This window comes from Corynebacterium sp. H130 (assembly GCF_037572395.1).
Classification (GTDB): Bacteria; Actinomycetota; Actinomycetes; order Mycobacteriales; family Mycobacteriaceae; genus Corynebacterium.
In genome coordinates this window covers 343,854-359,307 of sequence record NZ_JBBHLA010000003.1, presented here as the reverse complement: position 1 = coordinate 359,307, position 15,454 = coordinate 343,854, and the positions used below count along the sequence as shown (strand labels likewise).

Here is a 15,454-nt window from a genome sequence, read left to right as displayed (position 1 = left end):
GTGGCATGATAGTACAGGTGAATACCAAGCGACCTCCCCGTATCTTCGACCAGTCCGACAAGCTCAAAGGCGTTCTCTACGAGATTCGCGGACCAGTGTCGGCGGAGGCGGAACGCCTGGAGAACGAGGGCAATCGCATCCTCAAGCTGAACACCGGCAACCCAGCCATCTTCGGTTTCGACGCCCCAGACGTGATCCTGCAAGACATGATCGCAGCCCTCCCCACCTCGCAGGGCTACTCCACCTCCAAGGGCATCATCCCAGCTCGCCGCGCCATCGTGACTCGCTACGAGCTCATCGACGGCTTCCCAGAGTTCGACATCGACGACGTCTACCTCGGCAACGGCGTCTCCGAGCTGATCTCCATGGTTACACAGGCACTGCTTAACGACGGCGACGAAGTCCTCATCCCTAAGCCCGACTACCCACTATGGACCGCCGCTACCTCCCTCGCTGGCGGCAAGCCGGTGCACTACCTGTGCGACGAAGAAGACGATTGGAACCCGTCCATCGAGGACATCAAATCCAAGGTCACAGACAAGACCAAGGCCATCGTCGTTATCAACCCGAACAACCCAACGGGTGCCGTGTACTCGAAGGAGATCCTCCAGCAAATTGTTGACATTGCGCGCGAACACGAACTCCTGATCCTCGCCGATGAGATCTACGACCGCATCCTCTACGACGATGCCGAACACATCTCCATCGCCACCCTGTGCCCAGACCTGCTGTGCATCACCTTCAATGGCCTGTCCAAGGCCTACCGCGTCGCAGGATACCGCGCTGGCTGGATGGTCCTGACCGGCCCGAAGCACAATGCGGAAGGCTTCATCGAAGGCCTTGAGCTTCTCTCCGGCACCCGCCTGTGCGCCAACGTGCCGGCCCAGCACGCCATCCAGGTGGCCCTCGGGGGTCGCCAGTCGATCTACTCACTCACCGGAGAAGGCGGTCGCCTTCGCAAGCAGCGCGACGCCGCATACGAAGCATTGAACGCAATCCCCGGTGTTTCCTGCGTCAAACCGATGGGCGCGCTCTACGCCTTCCCGAAGATCGACCTGGAGATGTACCACATCCACGACGATGCCCAAATGATGCTCGATCTGCTCCGTGCCGAAAAGATCCTGCTCGTACACGGCACCGGCTTCAACTGGGATAAGCCTGATCACTTCCGCGTGGTCACACTGCCGCACGCTACCGAGCTCACCGAAGCCATCGGGCGCCTCGGCAACTTCCTGAAGTACTACAAGCAATAAAAAATGGTCCCGGTTTTAAACCGGGACCATTTTGCTAATTAGCGGTGCGTCAGCTGTCGCTTCGGAGCGACATATTCGCTTGGCAGTCGCAATTGCCAGTCCATTCGATGCGATGCAAGTCGGATCGCCACTTCGGCAATCACGAGCACGTAGGTAACCCACAGCACTGGGTAAAGGTGCACGCCGAAGATCTCCGCGCTCCAGACCGCACCGCTAAGGAGCGCGATCAGGAAGCCGAAGGCAAAGAAGCGATCGTCGGTGGTGCCCAGCCAGAAGCTTGCACCAAACAGCGAAATGCACAGTACCCGCGCAAGCATAGCCACGCTGCTCACATCCTCCACGGCATGTGCCAGGGGAACGGTGAGCAACAACGCGGCTTCAACAAGAAAGTAGAAGAACTTAGGCACGGAACTCCTCGGACAGGGACTATCTTTCTCTGTTCAACATATCCGAGCTAATCCGCAACTACCAGGCAGTTTTAGGGTTCTTGACAACTTCTTGCTAACTTCTTGGGAAGGCCCCAAAAGCCTGATAGTTTACCAAGCGTTCACCTAAGCAAAACCCTAGTTTTCTTAACTACAGAGAACGTCCCAGCGCCTTAATATCCCAGCCCGCAGCCCGCCACTTCTCCACCGGCAACACATTGCGACCATCCAGGATCTTCTTCTCGCGCACCAGGGTCGCAGCGTGCTCAGGATCGAGATCACGGAATTCCTGCCACTCGGTAGCCAGAACGACCACGTCCGCACCGCGCAGCGCATCGTCAGTGGAGGATGCGTAATTCAGGGTCGGGAACACACGACGAGCGTTCTCCATACCCTGCGGGTCATACACCGTGACCTGCGCGCCAGCCAGAGACAGCGAACCAGCGATGGACAGGGCTGGCGAATCACGAACATCGTCGGAGTTCGGCTTGAACGCAGCACCAAGCACGGTGACGTTGTGGCCCAGCAAATTGCCACCACAAGCCTCGCGCGCCAGCAGCACCATGCGATCACGACGACGCATGTTGATCGCATCCACCTCGCGAAGGAAGGTCAGCGCCTGGTCAGCACCCAATTCGCCAGCGCGGGCCATGAACGCGCGGATGTCCTTAGGAAGGCAGCCACCGCCGAAACCAAGGCCAGCACCGAGGAACTTACGGCCAATGCGGTCATCATGGCCGATGGCGTCGGCAAGCTTAACGACGTCCGCGCCCACGAGCTCGCACACCTCGCTGACCGCGTTGATGAAGGAGATCTTGGTCGCGAGGAAGGCATTCGCGGAGACCTTGACCAGCTCGGCGGTCTGCAGGTCCGTAACGATGAATGGGGTGTTGTTCGCCAACGGGGTTGCGTACACCTCGCGGGCAATCTCCTCAGCCTTGGAATTTTCAGCGCGGTGGCCGAGGACGATGCGATCCGGGGTGATGGTGTCCTGGACGGCATAGCCCTCGCGCAGGAACTCTGGGTTCCACGCGATTTCAACGGTGGTGCCCTCAGGAGCAAGTTCGTCAGCCATCTTCTGCAGCTCAGCGGCGGTGCCGACCGGGACGGTGGACTTGCCCAGGATCAGGTGATCGCCCTTCAGCTTCGGCACCAGGTCCTGAATCACAGCATGCACATACTTCAGATCTGCCGCGTAGGAACCGCGCTGCTGCGGAGTGCCAACGCCTAGGAAGTGCACGTGGGCAAACTCTGCAGCTTCGTCGTAAGAAGTGGTGAAATCCAGCTTGCCAGCGGCAATGTTGCGCTCGAGAACCTCTGGAAGACCCGGCTCGTAGAACGGCACTGTGCTGTTCTTCAGCGACTCAATCTTCTTCTCGTCCACGTCCACACCAAGGACGTCGTGGCCAAGTTCCGCCATGCAGGCGGCGTGGGTAGCACCCAGGTATCCGGTTCCGATCACTGTCATACGCATAACAGCCCAATTTAGTACCGGTTTTCGAGACGTGCTCGCTTTGTTACCTAAAGTTCAAGTACGCCTTCGATGGAGTTGGTCCACGCTGGCCCTGGTACTTGGAACCCAGCTTGCTGCTGCCATATGGAGTCTCTGCTGGGGAGCTCATCTTGAACAGCGCCAACTGGCCCACCTTCATGCCCGGCCAGAGCGCGATCGGCAGGTTGGCCACGTTAGAAAGCTCGAGCGTGATGTGGCCGGAGAAGCCTGGATCAATGAATCCCGCGGTGGAGTGAGTGAGCAGGCCCAGACGGCCGAGGCTCGACTTGCCCTCCAGGCGGCCCGCGAGGTGAGCCGGCAGGGTGAACTTCTCATAGGTTGCCGCGAGAACGAACTCACCCGGGTGCAGGATGAACGGCTCATCCTCCTGCACCTCGATCTCGCTGGTCAGCTCATCCTGCTGCTGCTTCGGATCAATGTGCGTGTACTTCTGATTATTGAAGACGCGGAAAAACCGGTCCATACGCACGTCAATAGAAGACGGCTGGACCATCTTTTCGTCATACGGCTCAATGCCGAGTTCACCGTTATCTATGGCAGCGCGGATGTCACGATCTGAAAGCAGCATGATTCAAGTGTAGCGGTTAGCAATCTTCATAAAAGGGACTGATCTCTTTGCCTGTAGCAAACACTGCCCATTGACCAGCTTGTCCGATGCCAGATGCAAGTTGATCCACGGAGGCTGGCGCTTTGTAACCTTCAGATATCTCCGGCGTAATGGGATCGCCCCCGCGCATTCAATTTGGGCACCCGTTTTCATCGCCTATTGCTTGAATGCTAGAATATTTTGCATTGCGAGAGCGCAATTGCCGATGTAATTCAATGGTAGAATGTCAGCTTCCCAAGCTGAATACGCGGGTTCGATTCCCGTCATCGGCTCATTTTTAGCAAGCCCACTCAAACTCGCCGGTTTCGAGGCAGTACTGGGCATTGCCACCACCAAAGTTCAGGGCGCCGAATTCCTCGATCTCCAGGTATTTGGCGGAAATCTCCGGAACAGCTTGGCAGCAGAACGTGGTGCCACCCAAGTGGCAACGGCCACGGGCAGTTTCTCCGAATTCAACCCATTTGTCCCACTCAGGCTCGCCGGTCTTGTCGTAGGCGAGCGGACGGTACTCGCCAGTCAGCAGCTCTTCGCCTGGCTCCAAGTAGCCCTCTTCCGGCGCATAACCCGCGTTTACATCGCCAACACGCTCGCCGATCCAAATCTTGGTGGAAACGGCCTCACCGTCCCAGGCGTTAGCGCCGCAGTCATCCTCAGCCCATTCACCTTCCCGGCGAGGATCTTCAGGTGGATTTGTGCGCCCCTCGAATTCTTCGCGGGTTAGCCAAATGACAGCGAATTCGCCGCCGATCATATCTTCCAAAATGTCACACCGCGGGTGCTTCTTACCTGCAACTGAAGCGAGTTGCACAAGGAACGGGTCGTCGTTTGGCGCAGTACCACTCCAGGCGGCAGAAATCTGCTCATCCTCTTCTGCAAACTGCCCCTCGCCCTGGAAGAAAGAAATTCCTACCAGCTCTTCACCCCGGGTGCGATACTCCTCTGGAAGTTCGATGGTCAGCGCGTGCCACATTGGGCGCCCCGTCATCGAACCGCGTGGCCAGGATTCGACAGGGATTCCAGGCCCTTCCGCCCCAGTCCAGCCAATTTCACGAGCATCTGGCAGGTTCGCTGCCTCGCCACCGCGAGGATTCCAGGTCAGTTCATTAGAGGTTGGCCCAAATGCCAAATCATAAGCTTTCATTGATACTCCCGTGGGTTGGTTATTGATTTAAATTGACAATAAACCAAGGGAGTGATGCCCGCCACACAACTAGTCGCGAGATTTGGCTTTCCAAACCGCAACTGCAAGAACGGCGATGAATACCACTGCCATCACCAGCGAAGTCCAGCGACTTCCCAATTTTCCGTCTTCCAGGAAGTGTCCGTGAGAAATCGAAACACCCACCGAAACACAATTGAGCAGCGCGGCAATTCCAATAATCCAGGCGAGTATCTTCGTGTTCTGCATGTTCGTTCCCGGCGGGAAGTACACACCCTTCACGATCGATGCGATGGTCTGAAAACCAATAGTCACCCACAAGACCGTTAGAGCTACCGCCGAAGGCCTCATCCAGTCTCCGGTGAACTCAAGCAACATGGACAGCAGCAGAAGCAGAATCAGCGCAAACGCGAGAGAATAGTTGGCGATTTTCCCGCGCGTGCGTAGCTGCCGTTCATCGAACTTTCCTTCGTCCATTATTGCCTCCTTGCCCCACACCATATGTCGGCTATATCCGACATTCAAGGGATTTATAATGATTCCCATGCCAAGCCACGACGAACGCCACGCCCGCCTCCATCTCCTCCTCGGCGACGACGGCCTCGAGAACCTCGAAAACGCGACAGTACTGGTGGCTGGACTCGGCGGCGTTGGCTCCGCATGCGCGGAGGCACTCGCGCGTGGTGGCGTCGGCAATCTCATCCTCCTCGATCGAGACACGGTTGAGGCCAGTAACATCAACCGCCAACTGATCGCTTTTACCTCCACCATTGGCCGGGTAAAAGCTGAGGTCATGGAAGAGAAAATCCATGACATCAACCCGGCATGCAACGTCACTGCGCAGCAGATCTTCCTCACCCCGGACAACGTGCCTGAGGTACTCGATACTCTGCCGAGGCCTGATTACGTGCTTGACTGCATCGACACCGTGTCGCAGAAACTTGCGATCGCGCACTGGTGCGCATCGAACGGAATTCCGCTTCTGAGCTCAATGGGTGCCGCAAACCGCCTCGACCCCACGCAGCTCAAATTCGCCAACCTGCGAAAGACCGAAATCTGCCAGCTATCCAAAGTGATGCGACTTGAGTGCAACAAGCGACGCATCAAGGGTGTCGAGGTGCTCTTTTCTACCGAGACCCCTATGAAGCCAGGCCACGGTTCCACTAAAGCGGAAACGCTTGGCTCGATGAGCTACATGCCTCCAATCATGGGCATGATGATCGCCGGCAAAGTCATCCGCCGCCTCTCCGGGCTCGAACCGATGCCCCGCCCACCGCGCCTGTTCCGCTCCCGAGAGGAAGCCCTCCTTTTAGAGGCACTCGAATGCTCCTAGACACCCACTACCACCTGGATTTCCTCAGCTCACCGTCGGAGTTTGTCAAACTCGCGCCACCCGTGATCGCGCAAACGGTGCTCCCCTCTTCATTCAAGCCAGGCCCATGGCAATCGCTCGGATATCATCCCTGGTGGGTGGGTGCCGATTTTAAACACGAGCTCGCGCTTTTCGACGAGCATCTGCCGTCAACTCGCCTGATCGGGGAAATCGGCATGGATTTTTCCCCGAAACGCATCGGCAATAGTGACCTGCAGGAACGGGTTTTCACGCACATTGTTGGCGCTCTCGACAGCTCTCACGTCATGTCGATTCACGCGGTGAAATCAGTGTCCGCTGTGCTGGATCTTTTGACTGATTGCCCAGCAACACCAATCATTCACTGGTTCTCTGGAAACTCGGACGAGCTCACCCGTCTAATGCGGATCGGAGGTTTCATCTCCGTCAATCCGCGGATGTTGGAATCAAAACGCGGGCGGGCATTTGTGAAGCAGGTCCCGGAAAATCGAATCTTGCTGGAAACCGATCTGCCGACTTCCGATGAGCTCACCATGGCCGAGCAGGCTGAATTGGCATCCAGGACGCTGCACTGCACCGTCGAAAAGCTATCTGCCCTGCGTGGCTACGACATGCTTGCAGCCATTGAAGCAAACCAGCTTCACCTTTACGGCCCCCGAGCAGGTGAACACTAAAGTATCCGATTCCCTTGCCACCATTGAATCTGAAACTCAGGTTCAATACGTTCAGTCGGGTACCGAATCATCGCTTCCCCGAAAGGACGGATATGTCGCTCCAACGACGACTTGCCATTGCAATCTTTTCCGCCGCACTATTGAGCGGGCCACAAGTCTCGGTGGCAACGGAAGTTGGCACACATGAGATGACCTACCTGCAGCTGAATGAAAGCCAAATGGGCATCGTTTCAGATGACTACACATTCGAGATCGAGAATGGGAATGCGGTAGCAATCCAAAAAGGCACCAACCAGAAAGAGCAGCTCCCTCAAACGGCAGTGGACAACTCCGGCACCGAAATTCAGTTGAAATATGCCGTCTCCGATAACGGTGAACTGCTTGTCTCCGCAGTCACGCCAAGCAACGGCGATCGAAACATTGCCAAATGCGCCTTGGGAACCGTAGGTGGTGCCGGAGGCGGCGCCGTGGCCGGTGGACTCGGAGGTGCGGCCGTCGGTACCGTAACCCTGCCAGTGGTCGGAACGGTAGGAGCCGGAGTCGTTGGTGCAGTCGGCGGCGGAGTTTTCGGAGGCATGACCGGCGCAGCAGCAAGTTGCTTCGACTAGATAGGAACCACCTGATGGAACAAAAAGGCTTTCAGGCGATCACGTCATTTCCGCTAGTGCTGGCATGTTGGGTGCTGTTCATTGTGTTAACGACAATGTTTGTTTCCTTTGGCTGCAACCTATTACAACTGATCTTGCTGGTGGGACCACTGCTGTTCGTCACCGTTGGAATCAGCGTGGCGCTTTATCAAAAGCGTCGGAAACCTTAGCCCCAAATCCTGATCCCGTCCCGAATGTCCTCGACTAACGCGCCCTTCGGGGCGCGCAGCGCCTTCACCGTCATAAACCAGTCCCCAACGGCACCACCCAGCAAGACACCTGCAGGGACCACAAGCCAACCCGAAAGCGGCAACTGGGCAATGATGTACACAGCAGGGAGAATCGCTAAGACGATGCCCGGGAGCAACGCTACGTAAACGAAGGCACCTTTACCAAGACGAGCGCCAGGGGACGTGCAGTAGAACGCGGGCATCACTCCCCCAACCATCGTGGCGCCATATTTTGGCTTATGCCCAAGGGTGCGCAGCGCAAAGCCGTGGATCAACTCGTGCACCACCATAAAAACAAAAACAAACAGCAGCATCCCCAAGAGCAATCCGAGCTCTCGCGTGGAAATCTCAAAAGAATGAGTCCCCGGATTAACAGCGGAGTACAACGAAGCGAAGCCAACAATCGAGGCTATCGTCGCGACCAAACCGACTACATTCATCAAGCCAGCGGTTTTGACGTCCGGAATCCATTCTTCGATGAGGCGCTCAGTCATACGTCGAATTCTAGATATTTTTGGCCCTGCCGTCGGTAAGCTAGCTCACATGACTACGTCGCAGAACTGGGAAGCCGATGTCGTGCTCAATGACGGCAGCATCACCACGCTGCGCCCAGCTGTTGAAGATGACCGGGAGGCGCTAAAGGCCTTCTATTCCCGGGTCTCAGACAAGTCGAAGTACCTGCGGTTCTTTGCCACGCACCCGGAGCTGACGGACGCGGATCTGGATAATTGGCTCAGCCCTGCGAACGTATCCCTCGTTGTGAGTGATCGCGAAGACATCATCGCAATCGCCACCTATTCCCCACTGCCGGACGAAGCCGCAAACGTCAGTTTCCTGGTGCAAGACGACCACCATCACAAAGGTGTAGCCAACATCCTGCTGGAGCACCTGGCGCAGATCGGACGCGAGAACGGCATCAAGACCTTCTTTGCCGAAATGCTGACCCAAAACCGCACCATGGTGCAAACCTTCATTAAGGCCGGCTACCAGGTAAACCCGCAGCTAGAAGACGGCTTCATCACCGTCCAATTCCCCCTCGACCCGACACAGAATTCCCGAGACGTTATGGCCCGCCGAGAACTGAAATCAGAGGCAAACTCCATCAGAAGGTTGCTGCAACCAAAATCCGTGGCGGTGATCGGCGATGTCGGGCACATGAACGCGATCATCCCGAACCTCACCAAAGCTGGTTTCCTCGGCAAACTCCACATCCATACCGGAGTTATCGGATTCGAAGACATCCCAGAAAACACCGACCTGGTGATCGTGGAACACGACCCGGAAACATTCGAAGACACCCTAAAGCAGGCCGCAGCCAAAAACGCCTACGGGGTCGTTGCGTTGGCAGGTTCCCAGAATCCAGGGCTCACCCCGGAAGATACGAAAGCTTTCGTCGATAAGGCGCGTGACCTGGGGCTACGCGCACTCGGACCGGCAGCAGTCGGGCTGATCAATACGCACGCAGGCCTCAACGCATCCCCTGCACCATTGCCACGCGCCGGGTCGGTCGGGCTGTTCACGCAGTCTGCGGGCGTTGCGACGCTCACCCTGTCCTACGCGTTGAAGCGAGGCACCGGCATCAGCTCATTCATCGGCGCAGGCTCATTCGGCGATGTGACCGGTAACGATGTGATCCAATACTGGGCGGACGACGATCAAACCCAGGTGTGCCTGCTTTCGCTGGACGCCATCGGCAACCCGCGCAAATTCTTCCGAGTACTTGCGCGCCTAGCCTTGGACAAGCGCGTGGTCGTGTTCATCCCATCGCGCGCACTCAAGTCCGCACGCCACTACGCCATCGAAGGCCTGGAAACCGCCTCGACGAAGGCCCTGGACGAGGTCATTCGCGCAACAGGCGCAATGGTGGTGACCCAGCGCGAGACGATGTTCGACATCGCGCAACTGCTCGCCCGGCAACCAGTGCCACGTGGAAATCGAATCACCGTGATCTCCAATTCCGCCGGTCTGACCGCACAAATGGCGCAGTCTGCGGAACGGTTCGGGCTGGAGCCAACCGCGATCACAGTGCTTGAAGAACCGGTCCGGGGCATCCTGGAAGCAACCCGAAAGGCCCTGCAGGAAGCCGACGTGGTGCTCAGCGGCATCGTCGAGATCGGCGAGCAACTCTTTGAAGAGGTCTACGCAGGGCTGTCCGAACTCGCGACCGCCGATGTTCCGTTGATCAGCACTTTTGTGGGTTTTCGGCCGGTGGTGGAGGACCTTTCGGGCGTCGAGAAGCGCGGGCAGCTGCCCGTGTTTGGCACATACGCCGACGCCATCGAGGCCGTCTCTTTGATCCTCGCCAGCGAAAAGCAACGCGCTGCGGCCCGTCCGACCCCATCCGACGAAATCGGAGAGGGCAATCGAGAAGCGGCAACCGCGCTGGTCGGCGAGTTTTTGGCAGCTAATCCAGACGGTGGCTGGCTTTCCGACGCCCAGTGCGCCCGCCTCCTCGGAACTTACGGGATCAACCTCGTGCCGTGGGTTCCCGTATCGACTGTGGTGGAAGCCCTCACAGCAGCCGAGGAATACGGCTGGGATGTCGTGCTGAAAAACATCGACTCAGCTGTTCGCGGCCGACCGGAGCTATCAGCGGTACACCGGAATTTGGCGGACCCCGAGGCCGTCGAACGCGCATGGTACATGCTGGAGAGAATGGCCTTTGACCTGGGGATTGGCTTTGAGGCGGTCGTGCAGCCGACGGTGTCGCCCGGCGCAACGCTCACCATCCGCGCCATCGAAGATCCTGTGCTGGGGCCGATGATTTCCACGGGGATGTCCGGCCCGTCCTCGGACCTCCTCGACGACCTCGCCTGGCGCGTCCCACCAGTCCGGCGCACCGATGCGCGTTCCATGCTCGACCAGCTCCGCGCTGCCCCACTGCTCCACGGCTATCGGGGATCCCGCCCGGCCTCGCTGGAAGCCATCGAGAACCTATTGTTGCGGGTCGCAAAGCTTAAGGATGACGTAGCCGCGATCGTCGACATCGAGCTCACCCCAGTCATCGCCGGCTCCGTCAGCGCCTCGGTGGTCGGCGCCCGCATCCGCATCGCCCCGCTCGCCGCCGAACGCGACCCCCTGGCCCGCGCGCTATGAAGCCCCTGCTGCTTCTCGACGACGCCCTGTACGGATACGACCTGGGCGAGAGACATCCCATGGGCGCCGACCGCGTGCGACTAGCAGTAGAACTTGCGGACTACTACGGCGTCCTTTCCCATTTTGACCTGGAAGTTCCGCCGCCGTGCACCCGTTCTTTGCTCGAACTCGTCCACACTCCTGGCTATGTTGACGCCGTGCTCTCTGGTTCGGTTTCCGCAGAACACGGCCTTGGAGATTCGGAGGATAACCCGGTTCCTTCTTCGCGGATGGCGGCCATTGGCGCCACAATTGTGTCAGGGACCGTGGCTGCGACTGATGCCGTGTGGAGTGGCAGGGTAAAGCGCGCAGTAAACATCGCGGGCGGATTGCACCATGCCTTCCCGAATCGTATGTCAGGGTTTTGCCTGTACAACGACGCCTCTGTGGCCATCAGTCGGCTGCTGAGCTCTGGGGCTACCCGCATTGCCTACCTTGACCTCGACGCCCACCACGGCGACGGCGTGGAACGGCAGTTCTGGGACGACCCGCGCGTCCTCACCATCTCGATTCACGAATCCGGGTTGTACCTGTTTCCAGGGACCGGCTTCGCACACGAGATCGGTGGGCCTTCAGCACTAGGCACGGCAGTAAATATCGCGCTTGACCGGAATACGTCTGAAGAAGAATGGCTGCGGTGCGTGCATTCGGTGATTCCGCAATTGCTGAAGGTGTTTCGGCCGGAAGTGCTGATCACTCAACACGGCGCCGACCCGCATCGCGATGACCCGTTGGCTGATTTGTCTTTGACAGTTGACGCCTTGTACCGAAGTTATGCGTCGGTTTCTCGTTGGGCAGACAAGTACGCGTCCGGGCGATGGGTCGCGCTGGGAGGTGGCGGTTACCACCGCGATAGTGCTGCCCGGATCTGGGCAGCACTGCTGGCAGCTGTTGCCAACGTCCCCTTCGAACCAGCAGCCGCGCTCCCACACAACTGGTCCAGGCGAGTCGGCGCGCCGTGCTCGGTGACCTGGGGAGATCCGGGATCCAATGCTTCAAAACTGTCGCTCGATCGGATTGCATTGGGAGGTTCTGCTTCTCCTGCTTTGAAAGCCACCTCGCGGGCGGTGTTCCCATATTGGGGATTGCAGCCTTATGGGTAGGGTATTGCTCTTGGTTGGCCAAAACGCTAGCATTGCTAGCAAAGGAGGTGTCTTATGTCCACTCTCACCATCAGAAACGTCGAAGACCACATTCACCAGCAGCTTCGAGAAATAGCTGCGAGAAATGGGCGCTCAGTCGAGGCCGAAGTTCGCGCACTCATTGCGGATTATGTGGCGGCACCAAAGCAAAATATTTTGGAATTTCTCTATGCAAATGTTGGAGAAAATGGCGCCGACCTAGAGCTACCCTCACGAGAAGAATATCCAAGGGAAATTGATTTCTCATGATCGTTCTGGATACGAACATCATTTCCGAATTGATGCGCATTTCACCGGACCTACGAGTCCTGCAATGGATGAAGGGACGAGACCCTCAGCAGCTCTGCATCACAGCAATAACTGTGCAAGAGATTGAATTCGGCCTAAATCGGTTACCGTCGGGCAAACGCAAGGAAGCACTAGAAATAGTTTGGCAAAGAGCGAAGTCCACTTACGGCAGTTTCCCATACACCGAGGAAGCTGCTTCCGAAACCGCAATCGCCCTTAGCTCTGGATTGAAAAATGGACACCCTATTCAGATCGCCGACGCCCAAATCGCCGGCATTTGCCTCAGCTTGGGCGCAACTTTAGCTACCAGAAACACCAAAGACTTCGCCCACATAAACGGACTCAAGCTCTGCAACCCATTCGAAAGGTAGGACCTACCTCGGCGGCATCCTTAAGGCCCCATCCAGGCGGATAGTTTCGCCATTCAGGTAGTTGTTAGCCACGATCTGCTGAACGAGCAGCGCATATTCTTCAGGCTGGGCCATGCGCGACGGGAATTGCACGCGCGACTCCAGCTCGGTGCGGAATTCCTCGGAAATGGCAGCCATCATCGGAGTGTTCACCACGCCAGGGGCAATCGAGCACACCCGGATACCCAAAGAGGCCAGGTCACGGGCAGCGGTGATGGTCAGCGCATAGATGCCACCCTTCGAGGAAGCGTAGGCAGCCTGACCAACCTGCCCCTCAAACGCAGCGACGGACGCGGTCATGATTGCAACGCCACGCTGGCCGTCGGGATCGAGTGGCTCCAGGCCCGAAACAGCCTCAGAAAACGCCGTGAGCACGTTAAACGTACCAATCAGGTTCACTTGAATCGTCTTCGCATACAGCCCAAGATCATGCGGGCCCTTGCGCCCCATGATGCGCTGCGATGGGCAAATGCCGGCGCAAGCTACCAAAACTCGCAGTTCAGCTTCGGATGCAACAGCCTGCACAGCCTCAGTGACGGCTTCGGCGGAAGTTACGTCGACGATCCGGTAATCAACGCCCTCGATGTCCCCGGATTGCAGGTCAAAGGAGTAGACCTTGCAACCGGCGTCGATAAGCGCGCGGGAGGTAGCGGCGCCCAGGCCGGATGCGCCGCCGGTGATGATGGCCGCTTTTCCTTGAATATCCATGGTGGTCCTTTACACGAATGCGGATACGCCCGTGACGGCGCGACCGACGATGAGCGAGTTGATTTCGTAGGTGCCTTCGTAGGTGAAGAGGATTTCGGCGTCAGACATCAGCTTGGATGCCTCGAAGTCAGTGCAAATGCCGTTGCCACCGAAGATGCCTCGGCACGCAGCGGCGGATTCGCGAGCCAGACGGGTGGTGGTGGCCTTCGCGAGCGCAGCGTGCGGCATGTCCATCTGGTCATCCTGCTGGATGCGGGCGACCTGCGCCATCATGCTCAGCGACGCGGTTGCATTGCCAAGAATCCGGGTGAGCGGCTCCTGAATGAGCTGGAACTTTGCCAGCGGGCGCCCGAACTGCTCGCGCTCAAGGGCGTAGCGACGGGCGGCGTCGAACATCGCGAGCTGGATGCCTGCACCCTGCCAGCCGACCCACGCGCGCGAGTTGCGAAGCAGCACGTTGGTGGCAGCGAAAGAGGATGCGCCTGGCAAAGCGTTCTCTAGCGGGATGTGCACGTTCTCAAAACCGAGGTTCGCGTTCTGCATGATGCGCAGGCCCATCTTGCGCTCGATCTTGCTCTTCGAAACGCCATCACGGTCGAGCTCAACCAGGAAGCCCTTGATCTCATTGTCGTCCGTGTCGCGGGCAAAGACGAGCGCGAAATCCGCGAAGGTACCTGCACCAATCCAGCGCTTGGCGCCGTTGATCAGCCAGCCGTCGTTGGTTCGGGTCGCGGTGGTGGCAAGTCCGCCGGCAATGTCCGAGCCGTGCTCGGGTTCGGTGAGGGCGAAGCAGCCGGTCTTGGTGAATTGGCGCAGGCCAGGAAGCCACGTGTCCTTCTGCTCCTGGGTGCCCATGGCATTGATGAAGTCGACGATCAGCTCGTTATGGATGCCAACCAGCGCGGAGAGGGAAACGTCGGCGCGGGTAACTTCCGCGTAGACGAGGCCCTTGAACAGGCGGGAATCGGAGATAAAGTCCAGCTCACCGAGGCCGTGGCTTGCGAGCTTTGCCAGCAGCTCAAATGGCAGTTCCTCACGATCCCAGTACGGGCCCACAACTGGGCGTATCTCGGATTGTAGGAACTCGTGGATACCCTGCAACTGCTGCTGTTCTTCAGGAGTCAGCATGTCAGCGATGCCGAGGATGTCGGCGTGCGGGAATGCAATCTTGGGAAATTCGGCAGCTAAACTGGGGAGGATGGGAGGCATGGCAGCGCCCTCTCTGTGTCACCTAGTACGATATTGCCACTTAGCGTACCGTTAAATGTGCGCCACGTCACTACTTTGAGGAGTTTTTGTGCTCACCGCCCGGCAACGCGAGCTTTTCGACGCCCTCTACACATCCTTCCTATCGCAGGGCTTTCACGATTTCACCATCGACGGTGCGGTCGCAGATTTTCACTGCTCCAAGTCCACGATCTACGCACTAGGATCCAGCCGAGACGCCATTATCAGGCGCATTTTGGTGACCTTCTTTAAGGAAGTGACCCGACAGGTTGATGCGCAACTGACGGGATTGCGAAGCGATCGAGCACGCCTGGAAACCTACTTCACGGCCATGACTTCGGCACTCAGTCCAGCATCACCCGAGTTCATGCGGGATTTGGCTACCGAGCCCGTGGCGCGAGAGGTCTACGAAGTAAACACCGCGGCAGCGACCGCCAAGATCTCTTCGATCATTGAAAGTGGCGTAACTTCGGGAGAATTCACCGTGGAGTCCCCCGCTTTCCTCACCCGAACCATTCAGCACACAATGGCAGATATTCAGCAGGGCAAATACGCCGACACCTTGCCTTTTGCCGACGCCTACCGTCAGCTAGGCCACATCGTGCTCCACGGAATTTCAACCCCGAGTTAGCCAATTTCACAAACTCCTCGCATTTATTTCAATGTGCAACTAGGCTTTGATTGC

At 57.9% G+C, this 15,454-nt stretch carries 18 protein-coding genes and 1 tRNA gene; 11 read left to right on the top strand and 8 right to left on the bottom strand.

The window, feature by feature from the left end:
• The first annotated feature begins 17 nt into the window (after positions 1-17).
• Positions 18-1,253 carry a pyridoxal phosphate-dependent aminotransferase gene (locus WG939_RS07965; protein WP_339984461.1) on the top strand — a complete coding sequence of 412 codons (1,236 nt, stop codon included), beginning with the start codon at positions 18-20 and terminating at the stop codon, positions 1,251-1,253.
• Positions 1,254-1,291: 38 nt separating this feature from the next.
• Here the strand turns inward: WG939_RS07965 and WG939_RS07960 are convergent, their stop codons facing one another.
• The 3 genes from WG939_RS07960 to dcd form a co-directional block, all read right to left on the bottom strand.
• The gene (locus WG939_RS07960) at positions 1,292-1,660 is read right to left on the bottom strand and encodes a hypothetical protein (RefSeq protein WP_339984459.1); all 369 of its coding nucleotides are present in this window, start codon (positions 1,658-1,660) and stop codon (positions 1,292-1,294) included.
• 169 nt (positions 1,661-1,829) lie between these two features.
• Positions 1,830-3,152: a UDP-glucose dehydrogenase family protein gene (locus WG939_RS07955; protein ID WP_339984457.1), complete on the bottom strand. Its 1,323-nt coding sequence runs from the start codon at positions 3,150-3,152 to the stop codon at positions 1,830-1,832.
• Between the two features lie 43 nt (positions 3,153-3,195).
• Entirely contained in the window at positions 3,196-3,759 is a 564-nt protein-coding gene (gene dcd, locus WG939_RS07950; protein ID WP_339984455.1) for a dCTP deaminase, read from the bottom strand.
• A 240-nt stretch (positions 3,760-3,999) separates the two neighbouring features.
• Between dcd and WG939_RS07945 the strand changes: the two genes are divergently transcribed.
• Positions 4,000-4,070 (top strand) — tRNA-Gly (locus WG939_RS07945).
• 5 nt (positions 4,071-4,075) lie between these two features.
• Here the strand turns inward: WG939_RS07945 and WG939_RS07940 are convergent.
• Positions 4,076-4,939, bottom strand: coding sequence for a hypothetical protein (locus WG939_RS07940; protein ID WP_339984452.1), 864 nt, complete (start codon positions 4,937-4,939; stop codon positions 4,076-4,078).
• Positions 4,940-5,008: 69 nt separating this feature from the next.
• A complete protein-coding gene (locus WG939_RS07935) occupies positions 5,009-5,434 on the bottom strand; it encodes a hypothetical protein (RefSeq protein WP_339984450.1) in 426 nt (141 codons plus the stop codon).
• Between the two features lie 67 nt (positions 5,435-5,501).
• Between WG939_RS07935 and WG939_RS07930 the strand changes: the two genes are divergently transcribed.
• The 4 genes from WG939_RS07930 (at position 5,502) to WG939_RS07915 (ending at position 7,799) form a co-directional block, all read left to right on the top strand.
• The gene (locus WG939_RS07930) at positions 5,502-6,290 is read left to right on the top strand and encodes a tRNA threonylcarbamoyladenosine dehydratase (protein WP_339984448.1); all 789 of its coding nucleotides are present in this window, start codon (positions 5,502-5,504) and stop codon (positions 6,288-6,290) included.
• The gene (locus WG939_RS07925) at positions 6,281-6,982 is read left to right on the top strand and encodes a TatD family hydrolase (protein WP_339984446.1); all 702 of its coding nucleotides are present in this window, start codon (positions 6,281-6,283) and stop codon (positions 6,980-6,982) included. Before WG939_RS07930 ends, WG939_RS07925 begins: the two co-directional genes overlap by 10 nt.
• Positions 6,983-7,074: 92 nt before the next feature.
• Positions 7,075-7,590: a hypothetical protein gene (locus tag WG939_RS07920; RefSeq protein ID WP_339984444.1), complete on the top strand. Its 516-nt coding sequence runs from the start codon at positions 7,075-7,077 to the stop codon at positions 7,588-7,590.
• A gap of 14 nt (positions 7,591-7,604) precedes the next feature.
• Positions 7,605-7,799, top strand: a complete 195-nt coding sequence (locus tag WG939_RS07915) for a hypothetical protein (RefSeq protein WP_339984442.1) — start codon at positions 7,605-7,607, stop codon at positions 7,797-7,799.
• On the opposite strand, the gene WG939_RS07910 is transcribed toward WG939_RS07915, so the two are convergent.
• Positions 7,796-8,353: a DUF3267 domain-containing protein gene (locus tag WG939_RS07910; protein WP_339984440.1), complete on the bottom strand. Its 558-nt coding sequence runs from the start codon at positions 8,351-8,353 to the stop codon at positions 7,796-7,798. The two genes, WG939_RS07915 and WG939_RS07910, sit on opposite strands and share 4 nt — an antisense overlap.
• A 49-nt stretch (positions 8,354-8,402) precedes the next feature.
• On the opposite strand from WG939_RS07910, the gene WG939_RS07905 reads away from it, so the two are divergent.
• The 4 genes from WG939_RS07905 to WG939_RS07890 are packed head-to-tail and all read left to right on the top strand — an operon-like array spanning position 8,403 to position 12,795.
• A complete protein-coding gene (locus WG939_RS07905; protein WP_339984438.1) occupies positions 8,403-10,955 on the top strand; it encodes a GNAT family N-acetyltransferase in 2,553 nt (850 codons plus the stop codon).
• Positions 10,952-12,097, top strand: coding sequence for an acetoin utilization protein AcuC (locus WG939_RS07900; protein ID WP_339984436.1), 1,146 nt, complete (start codon positions 10,952-10,954; stop codon positions 12,095-12,097). The genes WG939_RS07905 and WG939_RS07900 overlap by 4 nt, the downstream gene beginning before the upstream one ends.
• 54 nt (positions 12,098-12,151) lie before the next feature.
• Positions 12,152-12,385 (top strand): FitA-like ribbon-helix-helix domain-containing protein, encoded by a 234-nt coding sequence (locus WG939_RS07895; protein ID WP_339984434.1) that lies wholly within the window; start codon positions 12,152-12,154, stop codon positions 12,383-12,385.
• On the top strand, positions 12,382-12,795 hold the full coding sequence (locus tag WG939_RS07890; RefSeq protein ID WP_339984432.1) for a type II toxin-antitoxin system VapC family toxin: 414 nt from the start codon (positions 12,382-12,384) through the stop codon (positions 12,793-12,795). The genes WG939_RS07895 and WG939_RS07890 overlap by 4 nt, the downstream gene beginning before the upstream one ends.
• Positions 12,796-12,798: 3 nt before the next feature.
• Here WG939_RS07890 and WG939_RS07885 read toward each other — a convergent pair whose 3' ends face one another.
• The gene (locus WG939_RS07885) at positions 12,799-13,542 is read right to left on the bottom strand and encodes an SDR family NAD(P)-dependent oxidoreductase (RefSeq protein ID WP_339984429.1); all 744 of its coding nucleotides are present in this window, start codon (positions 13,540-13,542) and stop codon (positions 12,799-12,801) included.
• A 9-nt stretch (positions 13,543-13,551) separates the two neighbouring features.
• Positions 13,552-14,751 (bottom strand): acyl-CoA dehydrogenase family protein, encoded by a 1,200-nt coding sequence (locus tag WG939_RS07880; RefSeq protein ID WP_339984427.1) that lies wholly within the window; start codon positions 14,749-14,751, stop codon positions 13,552-13,554.
• A gap of 88 nt (positions 14,752-14,839) precedes the next feature.
• Here WG939_RS07880 and WG939_RS07875 point away from each other — a divergent pair, with 88 nt between their 5' ends.
• On the top strand, positions 14,840-15,400 hold the full coding sequence (locus tag WG939_RS07875; protein ID WP_339984425.1) for a TetR/AcrR family transcriptional regulator: 561 nt from the start codon (positions 14,840-14,842) through the stop codon (positions 15,398-15,400).
• Positions 15,401-15,454: the final 54 nt, after the last annotated feature.

Excerpts from the sequence above, each read along its gene's own strand:
- WG939_RS07890 (WP_339984432.1), top strand. The coding sequence starts at position 12,382 with ATGATCGTTCTGGATACGAACATCATTTCCGAATTGATGCGCATTTCA.
- WG939_RS07955 (WP_339984457.1), bottom strand. The coding sequence starts at position 3,152 with ATGCGTATGACAGTGATCGGAACCGGATACCTGGGTGCTACCCACGCC.
- WG939_RS07930 (WP_339984448.1), top strand. The coding sequence starts at position 5,502 with ATGCCAAGCCACGACGAACGCCACGCCCGCCTCCATCTCCTCCTCGGC.
- WG939_RS07895 (WP_339984434.1), top strand. The coding sequence starts at position 12,152 with ATGTCCACTCTCACCATCAGAAACGTCGAAGACCACATTCACCAGCAG.
- WG939_RS07940 (WP_339984452.1), bottom strand. The coding sequence starts at position 4,939 with ATGAAAGCTTATGATTTGGCATTTGGGCCAACCTCTAATGAACTGACC.
- WG939_RS07885 (WP_339984429.1), bottom strand. The coding sequence starts at position 13,542 with ATGGATATTCAAGGAAAAGCGGCCATCATCACCGGCGGCGCATCCGGC.
- WG939_RS07935 (WP_339984450.1), bottom strand. The coding sequence starts at position 5,434 with ATGGACGAAGGAAAGTTCGATGAACGGCAGCTACGCACGCGCGGGAAA.
- WG939_RS07915 (WP_339984442.1), top strand. The coding sequence starts at position 7,605 with ATGGAACAAAAAGGCTTTCAGGCGATCACGTCATTTCCGCTAGTGCTG.
- dcd (WP_339984455.1), bottom strand. The coding sequence starts at position 3,759 with ATGCTGCTTTCAGATCGTGACATCCGCGCTGCCATAGATAACGGTGAA.
- WG939_RS07925 (WP_339984446.1), top strand. The coding sequence starts at position 6,281 with ATGCTCCTAGACACCCACTACCACCTGGATTTCCTCAGCTCACCGTCG.
- WG939_RS07910 (WP_339984440.1), bottom strand. The coding sequence starts at position 8,353 with ATGACTGAGCGCCTCATCGAAGAATGGATTCCGGACGTCAAAACCGCT.
- WG939_RS07920 (WP_339984444.1), top strand. The coding sequence starts at position 7,075 with ATGTCGCTCCAACGACGACTTGCCATTGCAATCTTTTCCGCCGCACTA.
- WG939_RS07900 (WP_339984436.1), top strand. The coding sequence starts at position 10,952 with ATGAAGCCCCTGCTGCTTCTCGACGACGCCCTGTACGGATACGACCTG.
- WG939_RS07905 (WP_339984438.1), top strand. The coding sequence starts at position 8,403 with ATGACTACGTCGCAGAACTGGGAAGCCGATGTCGTGCTCAATGACGGC.
- WG939_RS07880 (WP_339984427.1), bottom strand. The coding sequence starts at position 14,751 with ATGCCTCCCATCCTCCCCAGTTTAGCTGCCGAATTTCCCAAGATTGCA.